Source organism: Streptomyces sp. RGM 3693, from assembly GCF_050471125.1.
Classification (GTDB): Bacteria; Actinomycetota; Actinomycetes; order Streptomycetales; family Streptomycetaceae; genus Streptomyces.
In genome coordinates this window covers 1,968,865-1,988,930 of record NZ_JBMPPQ010000001.1, presented here as the reverse complement: position 1 = coordinate 1,988,930, position 20,066 = coordinate 1,968,865, and the positions used below count along the sequence as shown (strand labels likewise).

At 69.0% G+C, this 20,066-nt stretch carries 22 protein-coding genes; 11 read left to right on the top strand and 11 right to left on the bottom strand.

What is annotated here, in order from left to right; all coding sequences use genetic code 11:
- Both ACO0M4_RS08450 and ACO0M4_RS08445 read right to left on the bottom strand, forming a co-directional pair.
- Positions 1-630 (bottom strand): radical SAM protein, encoded by a 630-nt coding sequence (locus tag ACO0M4_RS08450; protein WP_430371299.1) that lies wholly within the window; start codon positions 628-630, stop codon positions 1-3.
- A gap of 139 nt (positions 631-769) precedes the next feature.
- Positions 770-1,132 (bottom strand): 6-pyruvoyl trahydropterin synthase family protein, encoded by a 363-nt coding sequence (locus ACO0M4_RS08445; RefSeq protein ID WP_430369125.1) that lies wholly within the window; start codon positions 1,130-1,132, stop codon positions 770-772.
- A 471-nt stretch (positions 1,133-1,603) separates the two neighbouring features.
- Between ACO0M4_RS08445 and ACO0M4_RS08440 the strand changes: the two genes are divergently transcribed.
- Both ACO0M4_RS08440 and ACO0M4_RS08435 read left to right on the top strand, forming a co-directional pair.
- Positions 1,604-3,040, top strand: a complete 1,437-nt coding sequence (locus ACO0M4_RS08440) for an adenosylhomocysteinase (protein ID WP_430369124.1) — start codon at positions 1,604-1,606, stop codon at positions 3,038-3,040.
- A 72-nt stretch (positions 3,041-3,112) separates the two neighbouring features.
- Positions 3,113-3,667: a cupin domain-containing protein gene (locus ACO0M4_RS08435; RefSeq protein ID WP_430369123.1), complete on the top strand. Its 555-nt coding sequence runs from the start codon at positions 3,113-3,115 to the stop codon at positions 3,665-3,667.
- 7 nt (positions 3,668-3,674) lie between these two features.
- Here the strand turns inward: ACO0M4_RS08435 and ACO0M4_RS08430 are convergent, their stop codons facing one another.
- Together ACO0M4_RS08430 and ACO0M4_RS08425 are read right to left on the bottom strand one after the other, a co-directional pair.
- A complete protein-coding gene (locus ACO0M4_RS08430) occupies positions 3,675-4,979 on the bottom strand; it encodes a helix-turn-helix domain-containing protein (protein WP_430369122.1) in 1,305 nt (434 codons plus the stop codon).
- A gap of 154 nt (positions 4,980-5,133) precedes the next feature.
- The gene (locus tag ACO0M4_RS08425) at positions 5,134-5,364 is read right to left on the bottom strand and encodes a hypothetical protein (RefSeq protein ID WP_430369121.1); all 231 of its coding nucleotides are present in this window, start codon (positions 5,362-5,364) and stop codon (positions 5,134-5,136) included.
- Positions 5,365-5,447: 83 nt separating this feature from the next.
- Here ACO0M4_RS08425 and ACO0M4_RS08420 point away from each other — a divergent pair, with 83 nt between their 5' ends.
- Positions 5,448-5,789, top strand: coding sequence for a hypothetical protein (locus tag ACO0M4_RS08420; protein WP_430369120.1), 342 nt, complete (start codon positions 5,448-5,450; stop codon positions 5,787-5,789).
- On the opposite strand, the gene ACO0M4_RS08415 is transcribed toward ACO0M4_RS08420, so the two are convergent.
- Positions 5,780-7,027, bottom strand: a complete 1,248-nt coding sequence (locus ACO0M4_RS08415; RefSeq protein ID WP_430369119.1) for an MFS transporter — start codon at positions 7,025-7,027, stop codon at positions 5,780-5,782. The two genes, ACO0M4_RS08420 and ACO0M4_RS08415, sit on opposite strands and share 10 nt — an antisense overlap.
- 121 nt (positions 7,028-7,148) lie before the next feature.
- Between ACO0M4_RS08415 and ACO0M4_RS08410 the strand changes: the two genes are divergently transcribed.
- Complete coding sequence (locus ACO0M4_RS08410) at positions 7,149-8,159, top strand: LacI family DNA-binding transcriptional regulator (protein WP_430369118.1); 1,011 nt, start codon at positions 7,149-7,151, stop codon at positions 8,157-8,159.
- Positions 8,160-8,178: 19 nt separating this feature from the next.
- Here ACO0M4_RS08410 and ACO0M4_RS08405 read toward each other — a convergent pair whose 3' ends face one another.
- Both ACO0M4_RS08405 and ACO0M4_RS08400 read right to left on the bottom strand, forming a co-directional pair.
- Positions 8,179-8,589, bottom strand: a complete 411-nt coding sequence (locus ACO0M4_RS08405) for a VOC family protein (protein ID WP_430369117.1) — start codon at positions 8,587-8,589, stop codon at positions 8,179-8,181.
- A gap of 48 nt (positions 8,590-8,637) precedes the next feature.
- Positions 8,638-9,084, bottom strand: coding sequence for a helix-turn-helix domain-containing protein (locus tag ACO0M4_RS08400; RefSeq protein WP_430369116.1), 447 nt, complete (start codon positions 9,082-9,084; stop codon positions 8,638-8,640).
- A 178-nt stretch (positions 9,085-9,262) separates the two neighbouring features.
- On the opposite strand from ACO0M4_RS08400, the gene ACO0M4_RS08395 reads away from it, so the two are divergent.
- Positions 9,263-9,628 (top strand): hypothetical protein, encoded by a 366-nt coding sequence (locus ACO0M4_RS08395; RefSeq protein ID WP_430369115.1) that lies wholly within the window; start codon positions 9,263-9,265, stop codon positions 9,626-9,628.
- 30 nt (positions 9,629-9,658) lie between these two features.
- Here ACO0M4_RS08395 and ACO0M4_RS08390 read toward each other — a convergent pair whose 3' ends face one another.
- Positions 9,659-10,282 (bottom strand): hypothetical protein, encoded by a 624-nt coding sequence (locus ACO0M4_RS08390; RefSeq protein WP_430369114.1) that lies wholly within the window; start codon positions 10,280-10,282, stop codon positions 9,659-9,661.
- A 381-nt stretch (positions 10,283-10,663) separates the two neighbouring features.
- On the opposite strand from ACO0M4_RS08390, the gene ACO0M4_RS08385 reads away from it, so the two are divergent.
- On the top strand, positions 10,664-11,278 hold the full coding sequence (locus tag ACO0M4_RS08385; RefSeq protein ID WP_430369113.1) for a short chain dehydrogenase: 615 nt from the start codon (positions 10,664-10,666) through the stop codon (positions 11,276-11,278).
- Positions 11,279-11,704: 426 nt separating this feature from the next.
- Here the strand turns inward: ACO0M4_RS08385 and ACO0M4_RS08380 are convergent, their stop codons facing one another.
- The gene (locus tag ACO0M4_RS08380; RefSeq protein ID WP_430369112.1) at positions 11,705-13,321 is read right to left on the bottom strand and encodes a sigma-70 family RNA polymerase sigma factor; all 1,617 of its coding nucleotides are present in this window, start codon (positions 13,319-13,321) and stop codon (positions 11,705-11,707) included.
- A gap of 431 nt (positions 13,322-13,752) precedes the next feature.
- Between ACO0M4_RS08380 and ACO0M4_RS08375 the strand changes: the two genes are divergently transcribed.
- The 4 genes from ACO0M4_RS08375 (at position 13,753) to ACO0M4_RS08360 (ending at position 18,355) form a co-directional block, all read left to right on the top strand.
- Positions 13,753-14,679, top strand: a complete 927-nt coding sequence (locus ACO0M4_RS08375; RefSeq protein WP_430369111.1) for a CAP domain-containing protein — start codon at positions 13,753-13,755, stop codon at positions 14,677-14,679.
- A 237-nt stretch (positions 14,680-14,916) separates the two neighbouring features.
- Positions 14,917-15,909: a hypothetical protein gene (locus tag ACO0M4_RS08370; RefSeq protein ID WP_430369110.1), complete on the top strand. Its 993-nt coding sequence runs from the start codon at positions 14,917-14,919 to the stop codon at positions 15,907-15,909.
- 374 nt (positions 15,910-16,283) lie between these two features.
- Entirely contained in the window at positions 16,284-17,417 is a 1,134-nt protein-coding gene (locus ACO0M4_RS08365; RefSeq protein WP_430369109.1) for a serine hydrolase domain-containing protein, read from the top strand.
- Between the two features lie 161 nt (positions 17,418-17,578).
- Positions 17,579-18,355: a MerR family transcriptional regulator gene (locus ACO0M4_RS08360; RefSeq protein ID WP_430369108.1), complete on the top strand. Its 777-nt coding sequence runs from the start codon at positions 17,579-17,581 to the stop codon at positions 18,353-18,355.
- Between the two features lie 142 nt (positions 18,356-18,497).
- Here the strand turns inward: ACO0M4_RS08360 and ACO0M4_RS08355 are convergent, their stop codons facing one another.
- Together ACO0M4_RS08355 and ACO0M4_RS08350 are read right to left on the bottom strand one after the other, a co-directional pair.
- On the bottom strand, positions 18,498-19,124 hold the full coding sequence (locus ACO0M4_RS08355) for a DUF6879 family protein (RefSeq protein ID WP_430369107.1): 627 nt from the start codon (positions 19,122-19,124) through the stop codon (positions 18,498-18,500).
- Positions 19,117-19,386 (bottom strand): hypothetical protein, encoded by a 270-nt coding sequence (locus tag ACO0M4_RS08350; protein ID WP_430369106.1) that lies wholly within the window; start codon positions 19,384-19,386, stop codon positions 19,117-19,119. The genes ACO0M4_RS08355 and ACO0M4_RS08350 overlap by 8 nt, the downstream gene beginning before the upstream one ends.
- A 322-nt stretch (positions 19,387-19,708) precedes the next feature.
- On the opposite strand from ACO0M4_RS08350, the gene ACO0M4_RS08345 reads away from it, so the two are divergent.
- Positions 19,709-20,065, top strand: a complete 357-nt coding sequence (locus ACO0M4_RS08345; protein ID WP_430369105.1) for a hypothetical protein — start codon at positions 19,709-19,711, stop codon at positions 20,063-20,065.
- Position 20,066: the final 1 nt, after the last annotated feature.

Genomic DNA, 20,066 nt, shown 5'->3' with positions numbered 1-20,066 from the left:
TCACACGCCTCTCCTGTCGCCCCAGACGGCAACATGCAATCGAGTGGTCAAGTTCCAGCCGCGCGCCACGACGTCGTCGCCCAGGGCGGACAGGTGCTGGCCGACCTCGGCCGGGACCTGCCCCTCCGGCATGATCCACACGGGCCGCGTCCCGTACTGGTCGACGAGGGACGCCACTTCGTCCAGGTCGCTCTTGTTGCGGCAGACAAATTTGAAGGCGGTATCCGGGACCGCCGCGAACGCCCGCAGCGCCGCCGGGACGATCCGCCGCGACTCCGGGTCGCCCGAATGCGAGAGTTTGGGCGAGACGTTGAACCGCACGCCGAGGGCCACCAGGTCGTCCCGCGGAACCACGGTGCCGTTCGTCTCGATCTCGACTTTCCGTCCGGCGGCCCGCAGTTCACGCAGCAGCGGGAGCAACCGACGCTGCTGGCTCAGGGGTTCCCCACCGGAGACCACGATCAGCGGGACCTGGAAATCCAGGAGGGTGCGCAGGACGTCGGTCCACACCATGGGCCGCAGTTCCTGCCGGGGATCGTAAGCGACCCCGGAGTTGCCCATACCGGTCCAGTCCCAGGTGTACGGGGTGTCACACCACCGGCAGGACAGGTTGCAGCCGCCCAGTCGCACGAAGGCGCACTGCTGCCCGGCCGAAGGCCCTTCTCCCTGTACGGCCCTCAAGTGGGGCCGAAGATCTCGTTGACGACGAGCTTCGGTTCCACCGCGGCACCACCTCCCTCCTGCTGTGCAGGCCGTCCGGAGTCGTCCGTCACGGCCGGTACTCCGCCCACGTCTTGGCGGTCTCGGAAACCCGCACCGCGGTCAGCTGCGGATACTGCGGGAGCCACCGCTCGTACAGCCACTGCGACAGGTTCTCGGCCGAGGGGTTGCGGTCCAGCACGTCATTGAGGTGACGGTGGTCGACCTCGGCGTCCAACCACTGGCTGAAGTGCTTGAGATCGCCGTAGTCGCGGACGAAACCCGCCTTGTCCAGGCCGTCGTCCGGCGCCGAAAGCTCCAGTTCCACGATGTAGTTGTGGCCGTGCATCCGGCCACAGGGGTGCCCGTCAGGCAGCTCGGCCAGCCGGTGACTGGCCGAGAAGTGGAACTCTTTGGTGATCCGAAAAGCCATGCAGACCTCCTGCTCGGGTAGGACCGCTCGCCGCGTCACGTCGTGGCGGACGCCCGGCGAGGCGCGCCGACCCCATGGTGTATTCGGCATCCCGCGGACACATCACGGCCGGGACCGTGACCGGAGCCACGGCCTACCGAGAGGCAGCGGAGGCGGTACCGAATCAGCACCGTGCGGCGTGCCCCGGCGAGCGCCGCAGGAGGAAAACCCCAGGCATGGCCTGTCGTCCGTTGTCCGCGGCAGGGGACACCGGTCAACCACTGGCTGCCGCCGCTGATTTCACCGAAACTCGGTTCACCAAGGTGCCCAGCAGGCCGCAGGACCTATCCGTCCCGGCTCCGGCATCGCCGGCCGCGGCGGTCCCGGCCCCGTTTTCCTGGCACCGCGCGCTGTCGCACACCGACCCATGAGGACGGGCCCCGCGCGGACCGACAGCGCTCCCGGACTCCCCCACACACGACAGGACATTCAGTGACGAGCACAGACAGTGCCGACTTCCGCTTAGCCGACATTGCCCTCGCCACGGCGGGACGAGCCGACATCACCCTGGCCGAACACGAAATGACCGGGCTGATGGCACTCCGGGCGGAGTACGAGGGCCAACGGCCGCTCGCCGGCGCCCGGATCAGCGGGTTCCTGCACCTGACGGTGCAGACCGCCGTGCTGATCGAGACGCTGGTGGCCCTGGGCGCCGAGGTCCGCTGGGCCGGCTCCAACCGGCTCTCGACCCAGGACCACGCCGCCGCGGCCGTGGCCGCCGGCCCCCCTGGAGGCCGGCCCGTCCCGGTGTACGCATGGAAGGGCCAGAGCCTGGAGGACTTCTGGAGTTGCGCCCTGGAGGTCCTCTCCTGGCCGGACGGCGGCGGCCCCAACCTGCTGATGGACGACGGCGCCAGCCTCACACTGCTGCTGCACCGCGGAGTGGAGTACGAGAAGACCGGCGCCTGTCAGCTGGCCGACGGGCCGTCGGACCCGGGCGACCTGGCGATGCTCGACGTGGTGCGGCGAGCGGCGGCGCGCGACTCCGCGTACTGGACCACCCTCGCGGCGAACGTGCGCGGAGCCAGCGAACAGACCACTACTGGCACCAGCGTCCTGCGCCGACTCCAAGAGTGCCGGGCCCTGATGTTCCCCACGATCAGCGTCAACGACTCGGTGACGAAGGCCAAGTTCGACAACCGCTACCAGTGCCGGCAGTCGGTGGTCGAGGCGCTCAAGGCAGCCACCGCCACCCAGATCGGCGGCAAACTGGCCGTGGTGTGCGGGTACGGCGACGTCGGCAAGGGATGCGCCGACGCGCTGCGGGCCCAACTCGCCCGCGTCGTCGTCACCGAGATCGATCCCATCTGCGCGTTCCAGGCCGCGATGGACGGCTTCCTGGTCGCCCCCCTCGACCAGGTCGTCGGCGAGGCGGACTTCGTGATCACCACGACGGGCTGCCCGGGCGTCGTCACCGCAGCGCACCTGGCGCGGATGAAGCACCGGGCCATCGTGGGCAACATGGGGCACCTGGACTCGGAGATCGACGTCGAGGCCCTGGCCCGGATTCCCGGTGTGCGCAAGGTGCCCGCCAGGCCGCAGGTCCACGAGTGGGTGTTCCCCGACGGCCATGCGGTGATCGTGCTCTCCGAGGGCCGCCTGATGAACCTCGGCAACGCACCGGACCACCCCAGCTTCGTGATGTCCAGTTCGCTCTCCAACCAGGCACTGGCACAGGTGGAGCTGCACAGGAACGTCGGTGGGTACGGGCCGGGCGTGCACCACCTGCCGAAGGTCCTCGACGAGAAGGTGGCGCGACTGCACCTGGGCACGCTGGGCGCGGAACTGACCACGCTCACCGCAGCCCAGGCAGCCCAACTCGGCGTGGCCATCAACGGCCCCTACAAACCCGAGAACTACCGCTACTGACCACCCCGTTCCCCACTCACCAACTCACCAACTCACCAACGACAATCGCCGCTTCACGAATGAGGTACGCAGGTGTCGCACCCCGACATCGCGGTCACACAGCTGATCGCGCACTACGGCCTGGAGCCGCTGCCACTGGAGGGCGGCTTCTTCCGAGCCACCTGGACCGCACCGGAGGAACGGGACGGACGGCCCGCGGGCGCCGCCATCATCGCGCTGCTCACCGCCGAGGGCGAGCAGTTCTCAGCGATGCACCGCCTGCCGGTGGACGAGTTGTGGCACTTCTACCTCGGCGATCCCATCGAGCTCCTCCTGCTCTACCCGGACGGAACGGACCGGGTGGTCGTGCTCGGCCCCGACGTGTTGGCGGGACAGCACGTACAGCTCCGCATTCCCCAGGGGACCTGGATGGGGGGCCGGGTCTCCGAGGGCGGGCAGTGGTCCCTGTTCGGCTGCACCACGGCACCTGGTTTCGTCGCTTCCGACTACGAGGGCGGCGACGTCGAGGACCTGTGCGCGCGGTATCCGCAGGCGGCCGAACGGATCAGGCACCGCTGCCGGGTCGGCGTCCCCCTCCGACGGGCGGACGACTCCTCCACCACCCCACCGCGAGGACAACACCCCTGAGTCGAGCTCAATAGCTCAGTAGCTCATAGCCCTGTCGCGCGCCGTGACCCGCGTAGGCGAAGCGCTGCACATCCCGCCCGGTGAGTTCGTGCGCAAAGCCCTTCACCGTTTTGGCGAAGTGGTACTCATCGCGGCAGAGGCGCTGAAGCAGATGAATATCGGCCAAAGAATCAAGCACCTTCCGCGCCCTCAACCCATCGGTTCCGAGCAGTCGCGCCGCTTCGGCGACGGTGACGGTGTCCCCTACGCCGGCCGCCAGCAACCGAAAACCACGGGCCGCTTCCGGCTGTAGGTACCGGTAGGACCAGGAGAGCGCCGTGTACATGTTGCTGATGTCGTCGCCCGTGTTGTACAGGTACGTGAGCAACGAATCCGATCCGCAGCGTTCGCAGATATCCATGCCACCGACCGACTCCCGGCGCTCCGCGGCAATACGCACGGTCAAGGGCAGGTAACGACACACACAATGCGCCTTACCCTTCGGCGGCAAGGGCGCACCACCGAGACGGGACAGCAAATTGGCACACTCAATTTCGGTCAGATGCGGCACGGTGATGCGGTAGGAGCCGTCCCGGGTGACCAGTCCGGTCAGGCGACTTCGACTGGTGATGACCGCCATACACCGGGGCGAAGCCGGTAGGAGCGGGCGAACTTGTTCCGCGCTGGCGGCGTTGTCGAGGACGATCAACAACCGCTGCCCCGTAAGGAGACTGCGGTAACTGGCGGCCAAGTGATGCAACTCCCCGGACAGTTCATCCGGTACGGCGCCCAACGCCGTCATGAAATTCCTGAGGACCTGCTGGCTGCTGACCGGCTGACTGCCGGGTCCGAATCCCTGGAGGTCCGCGAACAACACCCCGTCGGGAAAATGACTCCGCACACTGTGCCCCCAGTGCACGACGGTGGCCGTCTTCCCCACCCCCGCCGCCCCTTCGACCACGGTGACCACGGCTTGTCCGTCGTTCTGCCGGTGCACCTCGGAGAGCATCCCGTTCAATTCGTTGAGCGTGCCCTCTCGACCGGTGAAGTCGGAAATGCTCCGGGGCAGTTGAATGGGGCACATGCGCCCGTTCTGCCGCCGTGGGGCCCGCACCAGCAGGGCAAGGAGACTTCCCTTTGCCTCCAGGGCTTCGTCGCACAGCCGCACCAGAGCTTCGGCCGGCTGTTTCTTTCCCGTCTCCACTCGACTCAGGTGACTTCTGCTATAATTCACCAACCGGGCAAGATCCCCGAGGGACAAGCCGCGCTCTTCGCGCAAGAGCCGCAACGATGAGCCGAACGAGGCATTCGCAGAAATTACTCGCTTCGTCATCCGCTTTTCTCCATGTTGCCGTGCGCCATGCGGCAACTTGGCTTGCGTGAACGGGCTCACCGAACCCTGTGTGAGGCACACAGAAAAATGCCCCGGCACCCGCTCCGCTTCGCAAAGCCCAAGCTTCCAGCAAAGTCAGCCGTGCGGAACCAGTTCAGGCATGAGAATCGTCAAGGAACTGAAGGTTTTCGGCCCATTCTTCCCCTCTGCGCGACCCCGCTCCGACGGCCCCTGAACCGGCCGCCGGGTCGTTGTCGAGCACCTCTGAATAAATCTCTACGCCGCCCATGGCAATGTCATATTCATATTTGATCACACCTGTGCGCAAAGGAACATGGCGCGATCGGCGATTGTCCGGAACCAGCGGTTCGCCCCCATCGGGCACCGCCCGCTCCCTCCGGCCGGGGCGCGGCGACGTCCTCGCGGCGCCACCCTCGTCGTCCCCTCGTCGAGGGGGCATCACCTGACGTGGTGCGTCACCGCTTCCCCGTCCGCCTGACGACGGATGCGCACGCGCCGCACGGTGCCGACGCCTACACCCGCACGCCACCGAGCCGACCGGAGAGCGAGAAGGGAGCGGACGGCGCCCGACGGGTCGCCCGCTCCCCCACCCACCGCGCCGATCGGCCCTGCGCCGCCGCGCCGTTCCACCGACACGTCCGCCGCAGGGAGCGGACACCCAACCGCCGGCCGGATTCCCCGGACGACTCCCTCGGCCGACAGGACCCGCGGGACCGCCGCCCCCGGATGGACGCGGCACGCCAACCCCTCATCAGGGCACACGACTTCCGTGCGGGACCTTACGCGTGAGAGGTGAAGTTGACCTCGGTTGCGGCCTCTTCATCGGACCCGTTTTGCGGTGGTGCGACGCGGTTTGGCACCGTGAAAAATCGGCCACAGGCCACAAGTACGGCGAGTGCGGCGAGTCCACCGGCGCCCGAGACGGCGAAGCTCGCCCCACTGGCTCCGTACTGCGCGGCGCTGCCGGCCCCGGCCGTGCCGATCGCGACGCCGACGCCCAGGGCGGTCACCAGCCAGGAGAACGCCTCCGTCACCGTCCCGGCCGGCGCGGCCCGGTCGACCACCACGAAGCCGCAGGCCAGCACCGGCGCGAAGAACACCCCGGAGATCAAGGCGAGCAGGATCATCCAAGGGAGACTGGGCGTGAGCATCAACGGCAGGTAGCAGAGGGCCAGTCCGGCGGTCAGCGGGCGCAGCCGCCGCTCCGGGGTGCCGGGCCAGGACCGGGAGCCGTAGACCAAACCGCCCGCGAGCGCACCGAAGGAGTTCGCCGCCAACAGGCACGCCGGGATCAGCCCGGAGCCGTGCTCGTCACCGTAGGCGACCGCGGAGATCGACAGACCGCCCAGCGACACCCCGACGAAGAGGATCGTGCCGAGCAGGACCAGCAGTCGGGAGGAGCGGAGCGCGCCGAGCCAGTGCGCGGTGCGGGCGGCGGCCCGCCAGTGCCGGGAGGGGCCGGCAGTGACCACGACCAGCGTCCCGAGCACGCCGACGGTTCCGGTGACGACGAGGGCGGCCCGCTCGGAACCCGTCGCGATCAGGAACGTCACCAGCAAAGGCCCCAGCGCGAAGAGGATTTGCTGGGCCGCGGCATCGAGGGCGTAGGCGGCCTGCACCCGCTCCTCGCTCTTGAGGAGGCCCGGCCACAAGGCCCGCATCCCGCCTTCCAGCGGTGGCGCGGCCAGGCCCGCCAGGGCGACTGCGGCGACGGCGACGGGCAACGGCTCGCGCCCCACCACCGCGAGCAGTATGAAGCCCGCGCCGGAGAAGAGTGCGCCGATCGTCATCACCCAGGTTTGGCCGCGCCGGTCGACGGCCCGCCCCAGCAAGGGCTGCCCCACCGCAACCGTGGCGCCGAAGAGCGCGGCAAGACCGCCGGAGACGCCGTACCCGGCGCCTTCCGAGCGGAGGAACGTCATGATCCCCAGGGCCGCCATCCCGTGCGGCAACCGCCCCAGGAGCGTGCCGCCGAGTAATCGTGCGGTGTGCGGGGTGCGCAGCAGGCTCCCGTAGCCGGTCCCCATGGCCCTCCCTCTCGCCAACAGGAGGCCCTGCGGCAGTAGTACGTATAACTCCTTTGCGATGTCTACCATGTTGGGAGCGAGCGGGTCTACTCGCTCCCCACAGCAAGAGAGGAACTCCCCAGTGGCCGACAAGGCACGCCCCACCTCACGCGACGTGGCCCGGGAGGCGGGCGTCTCCCAGGCGACGGTCTCCCTCGTGTTCGGTGAGAAGTGGCATGGGCGGGTCTCGGAGCGGATCGCCACGGCGGTCCGGGACGCCGCGAACACGCTGGGATATCGGCCGAATCTCGCGGCCCGAAACTTGCGGACGGGACGGACCAGGACCGTGATGCTGATCGTCCCGGCCCTCACGAACGAGTACTACGCCCGCCTGTACACCGGTGCCGCGCAGGTGGCGGCCCAGCACGGCCTCGGGGTCGTGCTGTACCCGTCCCCGTCGGACGGCCGCCCCGCCCGCAACCCCTTCGTCTCGGCACGAGCCAGCCTCGACGGGGTCCTCGCCTCGTCGATGGCCTCGGACGTGCTCTCCGCCTTCGACGGCGACGGGCTCCCGCTGGTGATGCTCGACAGCGATCCCGCCAACTCCCGGGCCGCCACCACCGTCAACCTCGACGTGGTGGACGGCATGCGCCAGGTGGCCACGCACCTGCTGGCCCTCGGCCACCGGCGGATCGCGCATATCGCGGCCGAGGTGGACTCCTGGACGTTCGCCGTCCGGTCACGGGCGCTGGCGGCGACGCTGGACGGCACCGGGGCGGAACTGCGCACCGTGCACGCGGCGCTCACCATGGACGCCGGACGGCGCGCCGCGGAGACCGTGCTGCACGACTCCGGGCGCCGCCCCACGGCGCTGCTGTGCGACTTCGACTTCCTCGCCGTCGGAGCGTTGAAGGCCGCCCGCCGGCTCGGTCTCCGCGTGCCGGAGGATGTCTCGGTGACCGGTTTCGACGACCTCACCATCGCCTCGGCGGTGGAACCGGAGCTGACCACGGTGCGCCTGCCCGCGAAAGAGGTCGGACGGCAGGGCATGACCGCCCTCGTCTCCGTACTCGCCGACGAGCATCCCGGCAGCCCGGCCGACGTTCCGGTCTCTCTGGTGGTGCGCGGCTCCACGGCGGCGCCACCGGCGTAACGGGCCGCCCGGCCGGTCGTCAGGCCCTGGGCTGGGTGAAGCGGATGCGGTTGCCGAAGGGGTCGCGGAGTCCGCAGTCGGTACCGTACGGGCGGTCGGTGGGTTCCTCGGTGAACTCCACGCCCCGGCTGAGCAGCGTCTCGTACGTCTTGCGACAGTCGTCCGTGGTGAAGATGAGCCAGCCGCCCATCGCCCCCTTGGTCACCAACTCCCGGACCTGCTGGGCCGTCTCCTCGGACATCGCGGGCGCGCCCGGCTTCTCCAGCAGGATCTGGCGCTCCGGGTGGCCGGGGACGCTGACGGTCAGCCAGCGCATGAAGCCCATGTCGACGTCGGCGGTGACCTCCAGGCCGAGCTTGCCGACGTAGAAGTCGAGGGCCTCGTCCTGGTCCAGGACGTATATCTGCGATTGCGTGATGGCGTTGAACATGTGCACCACGCTACTGAGCAGGCCGGCCGAAAACTTATCCAAAACTGCTCAGTCGGCGGACCGCACGGGCGGCACCGGGGACGCGGGCGGTACCGGCGCGGCGGCGGCGGTCGGCCGCATCCACGCCATCGTGAAGCACGTCGGTACGCCGGTGGCCGGCGCTTCCTTGCGGTACGTCCGCGGGGACCGCCCGACGACGTCACGGAAGGTGCGGCTGAACGTGCCCGGGCTGCCGAAGCCGACCTCGAAGCAGATGTCCGTCACGCTGCGGTCGGTCTCCCGCAGCAGGAACATCGCCCGTTCGACGCGACGGCGTTGCAGATACCGGTGCGGGGTCTCGCCGAACGTGGCCCGGAAGGTGCGCGTGAAGTGCGCCTCGGAGACGTGGGCGATCCGGGCCAGGGCGGGGACGTCCAGCGGCTGCGCGTAGGCGCGGTCCATGACGTCCCGGGCCCGCAACATCCGACGGTTGGTGTCTTCGACAGCGCGACTCACGGCCCCATCACACCACGGTGCACCGCGCCCGCCTAGGGGAAAGAGCTGGTCAGGGCCGCGGACCCGACCATGGCCCACCGGACGGGCCCTAGGTACGGGTACTCAGGCCGATGCGCCGCGCGCCTTCGACAATGGATCCGGACGCACCGCATTGCACATCTACGAGGGGGTGAGCGGTATGGCGAACATCGGCTTCGGGGGGCCGCCCCGGGCCCGTCCGACCGGCGGACCGAACTGGCTGTGGATCGCGTTGGGGATGGTGCAGTTGCTGGCCGCAGCTCCGATGCTGGGGCTGATGGTTGGCGGCGGCGTGGTGACCGGCATCATGGGGCTCGCCGGCGGCGGAACGCCGGGCGAGGTGCTCCTGTTGGCCGCCCTGCTGGCCTTGGGCCCGGTGCTGGGTCTGGCGGTACCCCTGCTGATGCTGCTGGTGCCCGCGGTGCGCCGGGTGAACCGGCACGCGCTCTTCGCGCTGCACTGCTGCGGTCTGCTGTCCGGGACGGCGATCGGGTACTTCGGCTGGATCGCCCCGGCGATGGCCTGAGCCGGGCGGCCGCGGAACGGTACCGGCCGGTCAGCCCGCCCGCCGGGCGAGCACCGCCTCCGCGTCCTTCCACGGCCCCGTCAGCTCCGTCGCCCCGCCGGAGGCCAGGTCGAGCACGCCGATCTTGCCGTCCCCCGTGGCGTAGGCGCGCTGGGCGAGGGAGTCGGTGGTCATGATGAGGGGTTTGCCGGGGCCTCGGCCCGAGTTGGCCACCGGTGAGGGGGTGGCGGCGAGGGACTGCTCGGGGTGGTAGTCGAGCAGCGCCCGCTCGTCACAGGCGTCGGAGGTGGTCCAGCGGGCCAGCACGTTGGTCAGCACGGGCTTGGCCGCGTCGACGCGGGCGAGGGTGGTCGTGTCGGCCTCGGCGGCGCCGATGGACTCTGCCGTGTCGTGTCCGAGCCGGTCGAAGGAGAGCTGTTCGGTGCCGAGCCACCGTGCGCACGTCATCTGCGAGGTGGCGGACACGTCGTGGTAGCTGGGTGCGGACGCGAGGTTGCGCAGGTCCCGCTGCCCCTCGCGCCACTGCGACACCGGTCGCCCCGCCACCAGGACGCCCTTCCCAGCGGTGTCGAAGACGAACACCCCACGCTGGACCGTGAAGGCGACGCGCTTCCCGTCGGACGACCACGTCGAGCACTGCGCATCGTCCGGCATGCCCACCGAGGCGAGCGGAAGTTGTCGCGGCTTCCCCCACCGCGGGTGCCGCCCCCGATACGGCGAACGGCATCGGCGCTGAGCAGGGGCTTCGCGGAGCCGTTGGTCACCTTCCCAGACCTTGGCCGAGCCATCGTCGGCCGTCCCGGCCACGTAGACCGTGCCGGTCACCTTCGGGGCGGCGAGGTCCGGCGGGGGACTATAACCGGCACCAGTTGCCCCTGGCAGCGGCCCGCCTGCTCCCCCTCGCCCGGCCTCGACCAGGAGAAGGAGAAGGGGAAGGGGAAGGAAGCATTCGGTCTCGCCTCCTGTTGCCCCTCCTAGAGGAACGTCCTTGCGTCACACGCCACTTCACGCCTCAATCGATCGCGAGACCACCCCATGAAGATCGTCATCATCGGTGCCACCGGCACCATCGGTTCAGCCCTCGCCGGCGTTCTGGAAGCGCATCCCGAGCACGAGGTGATCCGCACCTCCCGGAGCGGACCCGTCAAGGTCGATCTGGCGGATCCCGACTCGATCGACACCCTGTTCGCCACGCTCGGCCCCGTAGACGCCGTTGTCGCCGTCGCTGGGAGCGGCACGATCGCCGGCATCGACACCTCGTCCGACGCCGACTACTTCACCGGCCTCGACGGCAAGCTGCTCGGCCAGATCCAGCTGACCCGCCGCGCCGCCCGCCACCTCACCGACGGCGGCTCCCTCACCCTCACCAGCGGAATCTCGCAGTTCAGCGAGCCCGGCCTGGCCTTCGGCGCCGTGGTCAACGCGGGCCTCGACGGATTCGTCCCGGCCGCGGCGCAGGAGATGCCCCGCGGCATCCGGCTCAACTCCGTGAGCCCCGGTTGGATTTCGGAGACCTTGCAGGCCATGGGGCGCGACGGCGCAGCGGGGACCCCCGTTGCCGAGGTCGTCCGCGCCTACGTCGAACTGATCGAAGGCACCGACCGCGGCCGCATCGTCGAGCCGGGCACGCCCGCCGCCCGTAAGGGCTGATCCCCGGGGTGGTCCGGTGGGTCGGGGCCGGAGGGACGGGGCCGGAGGGACGGGGCCGGAAAGGCGGGGCCGGAGGGGCGGGCCCGGTCCCGGGAGTGCGCGACCACCGACCGGTAGGCCGACGCGGCGAGGCGGCGAGGCCGCAAGCAAGGCCGCAAGGCAGCGAGGCAGCAGGCGACTGGACTACGGGTTCGGTTGGGGCAGGCAGCCAGCCGCCTCGGGAGTCAGCAACTTCACGTACCCGGCCACCACTTCGACTCCAGGGCGATCTGCCGCAATTGCTGCACCGCCAGTGCGGGGACCGTGCGGGTACCGTGCGGATCGCGGCGCCTGCCTGGGTCTCGACGTTGAAGGCGCTGATGACCTCGCGCCTGCCGGCGGCCCGCAGGGCACGGCATGCGGAATCCGCCTCCCGGTACGGACGGCTCAGCGAGGTGCCGCGAGGTCCTGGGTCCACCAGGGGCCGCCGGAGCCGTGGACGACGCCGATGCCGACCGCGGTGAACCGGCAGTCCAGCAGGTTGTCGCGGTGCATGGTGTCGCCCATCCAGTCGTGCACCACCGCGGCAGCGCCCTCTGGGCCGCGGTCGAGATTCTCGCCCCAGCTGCTCCACTCGTATCCGGCGGCGGTGATCCGCGCATCGGGGCCGACGCCCTCCGGCGAGACGTGCGCGTAGTAGTCGCGGGCCGCCATGTCGGCGGAGTGCCGCTGGGCCGCCGCGTGCAGTCTCCGGTCTATGCGGAGCGGACCGCAGCCCGCCTGCGCGCGGCTGCGGTTGATGAGTGCGGTGGCCTGTTCCTCCAGGTCGGGCGGGGTGACCGTGGGGGACGGCGGTGCCGGCGGGGCGGTTGTCGGGGTGGCGACGATGGTGCGCGACGGGGTGGGCGTGGGCGTCGGGGTGGGCGTGGGGTGGGGCGCGGGGGCGGCCACGGTGCGTTCCGCCCTGGGCTCGGCCTTGGGCTCCGTGGTCCGCTCGTCCCGTGATGCGCCGGGACGCCACAACAAGGCGACGATGACGGCCACCATGAGCGCCGCGGCGCCCGCAACGGCCGTCGCCTTGGCGGCCCGGCGTGGGCGGGGCGCTCGCCGCGGCACATGGTGCGCGCGGTGGCCGGCCCGCGCCACACCACTCGGCACCCCACCACTCGGCGCCACGCCACTCGGCACCGCGCCACTCGGCACCGCGCCGCCCGATACGGGGGTCGTCGAGGCAGTGGGGGCGGCGGCCGGGGCGCTGGCGGCGACTGACGCGGTGGAAGCGTGCAGGCCGGCGGGCGGGGCGAGGTGCGCGGGGAGCGGCAGCATGGCGAGGCCGGCAAGCAGTCCCTCGGCGGGCAGCAGGTCGTTCCAGTGCCCGGAGCAGGTCGTGCAGTCGCGGGCATGGCGGGCTATCCGTTTGCGCCACAGCGGTGCGGGGTTGTGGTCCCAGGCGGCGGTCACCTGGGCGAGTTCGGGGCAGGGCGGATTCCCCGCGAGGACGCGGACGACGACGCGTCCGGTCTCCAGCTGCTGCTTCATCCGCTGTACCCGGACCGCGGCGTGACGTGTCCCGCAGTCGAGCGCGGCGGCGAGTTCCGGTCGGCTGATCTCGCCGGCGGCCTCCAGCCACCACAGCGACAGCAGTGCGCGATCCCCTTCGTCCAGCCAGCGGGTGGCCTCGGCCACCTCACGACGCTGACCGGACAACCCCAGTCGCAAGATCGTCAGGTCCACGAAGTCGGCGGAGCGGTCGGGCTGTTCCACCGTCTGGTCCAGGCCGACGACGGGTGCCTTGTGGGCAACGGTCCAGCGGCGCCGTACCTGGTTCATGGCGATCGCCACCAACCAGGAGCGGAAGGACGCCGGCTCCCGCAGCTCCGCCAACGACTCCAGGACCCGCACCATGGTCTCCTGCACCACGTCGTCGACGTCCGCGTGGCCGTCCAGCGCCCGGCCGACGACGTTGTAGATCAGGGGTAGGTACGCGGAGAGGAGTTGCTCCCGGGCAACGTCGTCTCCCGCCCTGGCCGCCTCGACGGTCGCCGTACCGTTTTCCCACTTCACGCCTGTTCGGTCCTGTTCATCCGCGTACACCTTCCTGGCCCCCGTGCTCAGGTGACCCGTCCGGCGCACGGCGATAACAGAAAAAACCTACGTCGACGACGAACGTCGACTCGGCACCGGCCCCCGGCCGCTCCACCGGCCGGCGTGCCTGACTTGCCTGTCTTGCCTGGCAGCTCTCGCGTGCCTCAGCCCCTGGGGCGGCCACGGCGACAGACCCGCCAAAAAAATCCGGGGAATTTCCGTTGTCCGGCACCACGCCAGGGGTCTCCCCAGCACCGACCGTTCACCAGACGGCCCGCACACCCCCACCAGCACCGCCCCCAAAGACCCCACAACCAGACCTGACCGTCAACGCAATCCCATCGACACCCCCATCGACACCCTCATCGAAATCGCCGTCGAAATCACCAACGGAAGCAGAAACGGTATCCATGAACCACAACGACACCCCCCACCCCAACCACCCCCACAACGAAGCGCCGACCGGCACCGGCCACCGCCCCAACGCACCCACGACACACCGGCGTCACGCCGCACCCCGCCCCGCCCGCCAGCCCGCTGCTGGCAACGGCGGGAGCCACCGCGCCGACACCACCCGCCCCGGGGCGAAGACCGCACTGCTGGCAGTGGCGGCCGTCCTCACCGTGAGCGGCACCTGCCTGGTGCTGATACGCCCCGGCTCCGGGGCCGACCAGACCCTCGCAGCCGACCAGTCCGCATCAGCACCCACCGCAGCCACCTCCGTCCCCCCGGTGTCGAGCAGCGCCTCGCACTCTCCCCGCCGCCACAAGCCGACGGCCACGCCCACCAGCACAGAACAGCACCACGAGCAGCACCCGACGCCCACGACGGCCACCCCCGAGAACCGCTCCCACCCGACCCACCGCACCACGCCGAACCCGCCCCTCGGTGACTCCGGAACAGGTGGCGGCACCACGACCCCGACCGGGGCGCTGGCCGCGACCGGCACCGCCGCGGAGTTCGCCCAGAGGGTCGTCGACCTGGTCAATGCCCAGCGGGCCCAGCATGGTTGTGGCCCCCTCACCGTCGACCCCCACCTACAGGCCGCGGCCCAGGCGCACTCCGACGACATGGCCGCCCGGAACTACTACGCCCACGACACCCCGGAGGGCATCGACCCGGGAACCCGCATGACCCGTGCCGGATTCCCCTGGCAGAGCTGGGGCGAGAACATCTTCAAGAGCCCCAAGGACCCGGCCACGGCGCTGGACGGCTGGATGAACAGCCCCGGACACCGCGCCAACATCCTCAACTGCTCATACAAGGCCACCGGCGTGGGCGTCAACCTCAACCCCAACGGACCGTGGTGGACCCAGGACTTCGCCACGCACTCCTGACCCACGAACCAGTCACCACCGGCGGTGACTGTTTCACCGGCCGATCACGGCCAACCAGGCGACGCATCGCGGGCGCGAACGGGTAACCACACCGCTCGACCGAGGTCACGAGGGCATGGGCACGGGCATGGGCATGGGCGTAAGCGGAACCGCAGCCGGCCTCCGCCGCCCTACGCCCTGCCCTGAAGGCCCCGAAGGCCCCGAAGACCTCGAAGACCCCGCCGATAGGCTCGCGTGATGACCATCAGTGACCTGGAGGAACTCTCCCACGCCTGGGACGAGATCCGCGCAGACTACGACTCCCTCTCCGTCGACGCGTACGACCAAAAGGTCCTCGACTGTGCAGCGAGGCTCGCCGCCGACCCGAGTGGGGAGTCTGCCTATGCCTGGACGCTCGGTCTGGTGCTGATGGCTCCCTACCTCGCCTGGGCGCTCGATGACACCGGCAAACCCGAAGCCGGGGCGGCACTGCGGGCCACCGACCGCGCACTGCACGACCGTCCCTGCCGCCACGACCAACACCCCTACCTGGAACACGACGAGGAAGCCGACCTGTACCTCGCCGAACAGCTCTGCGGCCTGGCGGATCCGACCGCGGACTGGGACGAGAACCACTCCCGGGAAGAATGGCTCTGCCCGCGCAACGTCGCCGGCTTCGCCCGCATCGCCCTGGACATCATCGAGCCCGGCTCCGCCGAGAACATCCCGCCCCGGCTACCGACCGGCACCCAGGACACCATCGACACCCTCGCCGCGGTGCTCCACGGCTACCCCGAGCCGGGCACGGACCTCACCTCCGTGCTCTCCTCCCCAGCCCTGGACCTCTGCACCGCCAACCCGCAGGACCGACCCGGCCACCTCCTGACCGTCCGGGCCGTCACCGGTTACGTGACCTCCGACCTGTTCGAGGACACATCCGTGCTCGACGAGCTCATCAGCGCCGTGGAACGAACGCTCCCCCACTACGCGCAGCCGACCTGCGCCCACGACCAGCACATCGCCCCACCCAACTGGACCCCGGACCTCGCCAAACTCGGCATCATCCTCTCCTCACCCGCCGGTCGCGCCCGCTACGAGCGCGACCGCCGACAAGGGCGGGACGCTCCCCTGGAACACCTCCTGTGTCCAACCTCCCTCGCGCCCCTCGCCCGGGAATCCCTCAGCGCCCTCCAGGCACGACGCGCACAACTCACGCACGGCCACACGACATCCCCCTCAGACAGGCTTTGATCCTCAAAGAACCCTGACGGAGACGGACCGCCCCATCGGGTACGCCCGGCGATGTCCCCGAAGCCGGCCTCGGAGGTGCCGGCCGGCCGCGGCGATGGCGTACGTGGCCGAGGAGGGCCAGGAGAAGCTGACGGACTGGCTGACGGCGGAGCTGTGCCCGGTGGAGCCTGAGCCGTCCCGGGACCGCCCGGCCGAGGCTGTGGTGGCCCGCTGCGACGGTCACCCGACGGGGACGGCGTCCCGCTCCCGAAACTGTTCCGCCCCCAAAGGTAGCTGTGATCCAGAACACGGTTGAGGTTGACCTTGGGGCGGGGTGGAGGCTCGTCGCAACGGCCCGACACCAACTCGGGCGTAACGGATTCGAAGGGATCAACATGTCCATCACCCTTTCCAACCAGGGGCAGGACCGCCCGGAGCTGCAGAAGGCGATCGAGGAGATCGTCGAGTCCGGTTTCCTCGGGGTACAGCTGCGGGTGAACGACGAGCAAGGCGAGTGGGTCGGCAGCGCCGGGGCACGCGAGCTGGGCGGGAGCGCCAAGCCGCCGACCAACGGGCACTTCCGCATCGGCAGCAGCACCAAGAACTTCATCGCGACCGCGGTGCTCATGCTGGTGGCCGAAGGCCGGATCGGCCTGGACGCCCCGGCCGATGACTACCTTCCCGAGTTCGGGCTGGACCGACGGATCACCGTGCGGATGCTGCTGCAGCACACCAGCGGGATCTTCAATCACACCGGCGAGCTCTACGAGGACGGGACGTTCGTGCCGGGGATCCCCATGCCCTACGGCAGCACAGGCAAGGAGTGGGTGGACAACCGGTTCAAGACCCACCGGCCGGAGGAGCTGGTGCGGCTGGCGCTGTCCAAGTCGCCGCGGTTCGAGCCGGGGACGGACTGGAGCTACTCCAACACCAACTACGTGCTGGCCAGGCTGCTGATCGAGAAGGTCACCGACCATGCGTTCGCCGAGGAGCTCCAGCGGCTGATCCTGGGACCGCTGGCGATGACCGGCACCGTGGCGCCGGGCATCTCGCCGGAGATCCCCGAGCCGCACAGCCACAGTTACTACCGCCATGAGGACGCCGGGCAGGAGAAGACGGTCGACATCACCCGTCAGAACCCCTCCTGGGTTGCGGCCGGCGGAGACATGATCTCGACCACCCAGGACCTGCACACGTACTTCTCCGCGCTGATGGGCGGCAAGCTCCTGCCGGCCGGACTGCTGGCCGAGATGCGCACGCCGGAGGCGAAGATCGGCTACGGCCTGGGGGTGTTCGCGCAGGACGCGGGCCCGGACTGCGGCACCCTCTTCCACCACAACGGCGCCCAGGGAGGCTCGGTGGCGCTGATGTACAGCACACCCGACGGCAGCAAGACCCTGATCGCCGGGCTGAACTGTGTGGACGACGCCGACCTGTCCATAGCAACAGCATTCCAGAACGCCCAACAAAGGCTCGTCAACGCGGTGTTCTGCGCCGAGCAGGCCGATCCGACTCAGCCGACGCACTGAACACCTGTACCCCGTACGCTTCGGGGGCCGACCATCCGGTCGCGCATCGGGGAGAACGCGAACCGGAGCCACGCCGAGCCGGGCGAGCTCGGCGTGGCCCGTCCACATGCTCGGCCGGGCGTGCGTAGTCGCCGAGCCCAACCACAAGGCAGGCTGAGCAGATGACGAACGGAGTCACGATCGGGCAGGCGGCGGTGTTCGTCGGCGTCACGGTGAAGACGGTGCGGCACTACCACAAGCTCGGCGTGGTCGAGGAGCCCGAACGCGACAGCTCCGGCTACCGGCGGTACGGATCGGCCGACCTGTTGCGGCTGGTGCAGGTCCGGACGCTGGCCGCCGCGGGGGTGCCGCTGGCCGAGATCGGGCCTCTGCTCGACGCCGACGCCGAGCAGTTCGCCGCCGTCCTCGCCGACGTCGAGCAGCAGCTCACCGAACGGATCGCAGACCTGATCACGCGCCGCGACACGCTGCACCGACTCGCCGACGGCGACCGGGCCCTGCTGCCCGACCGCGCCGTGGCACTGCTGGAGCGGATGCCCGACCTCGGCCTCGGCCCCGACTACGTGGTCGCGCAACGCGAGGCCCTGGTGCTTGCCCGGGCGCTGGTGCCGGAGGGCTTCGACGGCTTCCTGACCCAGCTCGAACACTGGCTCGACGACCCCGAGTACATCGACCTGACCAAGCGCGGTCAGGAGGCCGAGACCTGGGAACCGGACGACCCGAGGATCGAAGAACTTGCCACCGCCATGGCCGACCGCTACCTCGCCAACCCCGCGCTGCTGGGGAATCCCACCAGCCTGCGGGCCTGGACCAAAGCTTCCGCCCAGTACAGGCTGATCAACAACCACCGCGAGGACCAGGCACCGATCTCGGCCCGACTGACCGCGCTCACCGAGGCCAAACTCCGCTCCGCCGGCGTATCCATCCCACGCCGATGACGTAAAGCCTGACGGAACATCAGCCCCGCGCCCGACGCCGATCGCCGAGTGCCGACTGGCGGCCGTACAGCGCGATCGCACATCGGCGTGCGGGAGCACCCGAGAACCGCCTGCGAATGTCGCAGGGAAGCGCCCGTTCCAGTCAATGAGTAATCACTCGATGAGTGACCATCGGAGGGTCGAGTGACGCAATTTCCCGATTGAAGAACTCCATGAAATCCTCGCTCTGACGGTACAGCGCATCAAAGCCAGCAGAGGTTTCTTCGATCGCTACCTGATCCGCGATCCGGTTGGCTCCCGCCGCGTTCCCGTCGTCGTCGTAAACCACCTCGTACATGACCTCGTCCCCGAGGATCACAACTTCGGGCACAAGGTGGTCAGCTTCGATTTCCGAGATTCTACGGGAATCCAGTACTCGAATATTGTCACCCAATTCCACGCGCAGGCGAAGCACGAACAGCTCCCACTGCACATACGGAGTGACGGGGAATTCAACTACGCGAATCCGACGCTCAAGAATTCCCAACAAAGCGGCCTTCTCGAACTGCGCAGCATAGATTTCACGCTTCTCCTCAATCAGGGAGAGCGCCCTACTCCACTCACCGGCAGCAAAGGCTTCCCAGCTGGGAAAACCTCGCTCCTGGAAACTCTGCCCACGCTCAAGCTTCCTCAAGAAGCTGACACCGCCCTCATAATGGCGGCGAAAGTCCGCGTGATACTTTGGTCGATCCAGATGCTCTGAGGCGCTGCGCTGAAACGACTCAAACACTGGGGATATCCGGCTTCGCCGCGATCATCATGCTCCTCGGAATGACCACGAGACGCTCATCAGCCCCCACCGAAACACCCGCCGGATGCGTTTTCCCGAGCGAATCGGTCAGATCTCTACCGATGATGGCGACGTCTCCGTTCTCAAGCTCCCAGATGTCTGGACAGTCAGGGTTATCGGTCGTATGCCCTAACTCTTGCGGCGATTTCCCTAGCCGCCTCTTGAACCTCGTTGTCGGGTCAGCTTCCCACGGCCTGGCCATAACCACCCCTCCCGAATAATCTGAAACGTTTCAAGCTTAGCGCCTGAACCTTGACGCGACTAGTAGCAAACACTAAGCCATCCAGGGAAAACGGACTATGGCATATGCCAGAGGAATACCCAGGCGAAGCCACTTGCCCGTTCGGATTAGCGATGCCACCATACTGGCCTTAAGGCGGTCACGCAGCACCACATGGGCGCCGATGGCCCGATTTGTGGACTTATGGGAAGAAATTCAGAATAGCAATCATTCAAATGGGGGAACCGTGGACCCGGAATTAACGTCTTTCGCACAGGCCGCTGGAACCACCTTAGTCACTCTGATGACAACCGAGGCATGGCAACACACCCGCGAAGGGTTCACTCGCCTGTGGCAGCGCCTACAGCCGGACCGGGCGCAAAACATTTCCCATGAATTGGATGCGAGTCGCGAAGAAGTGCTGCGCGCTCGCTCGGCAGACGACCAGGAGATGTTGGGTGAACTCCGCCTGCAGTGGGAGGGCTACCTCCGTCGGCTGTTGCTCGCCCATCCGGAAGCCGTCGAGGACCTGCGCAGGTTGCTCAACGAGGTCAGCGGGGAATCTGCTCCGTGTGCTGCACCGGTCACTCAGCACGGAACCGCGTCCGGGCGAGCACGGATCTACCAGGCGGGCCGGGACATGCACATCAACGAGCGATGAG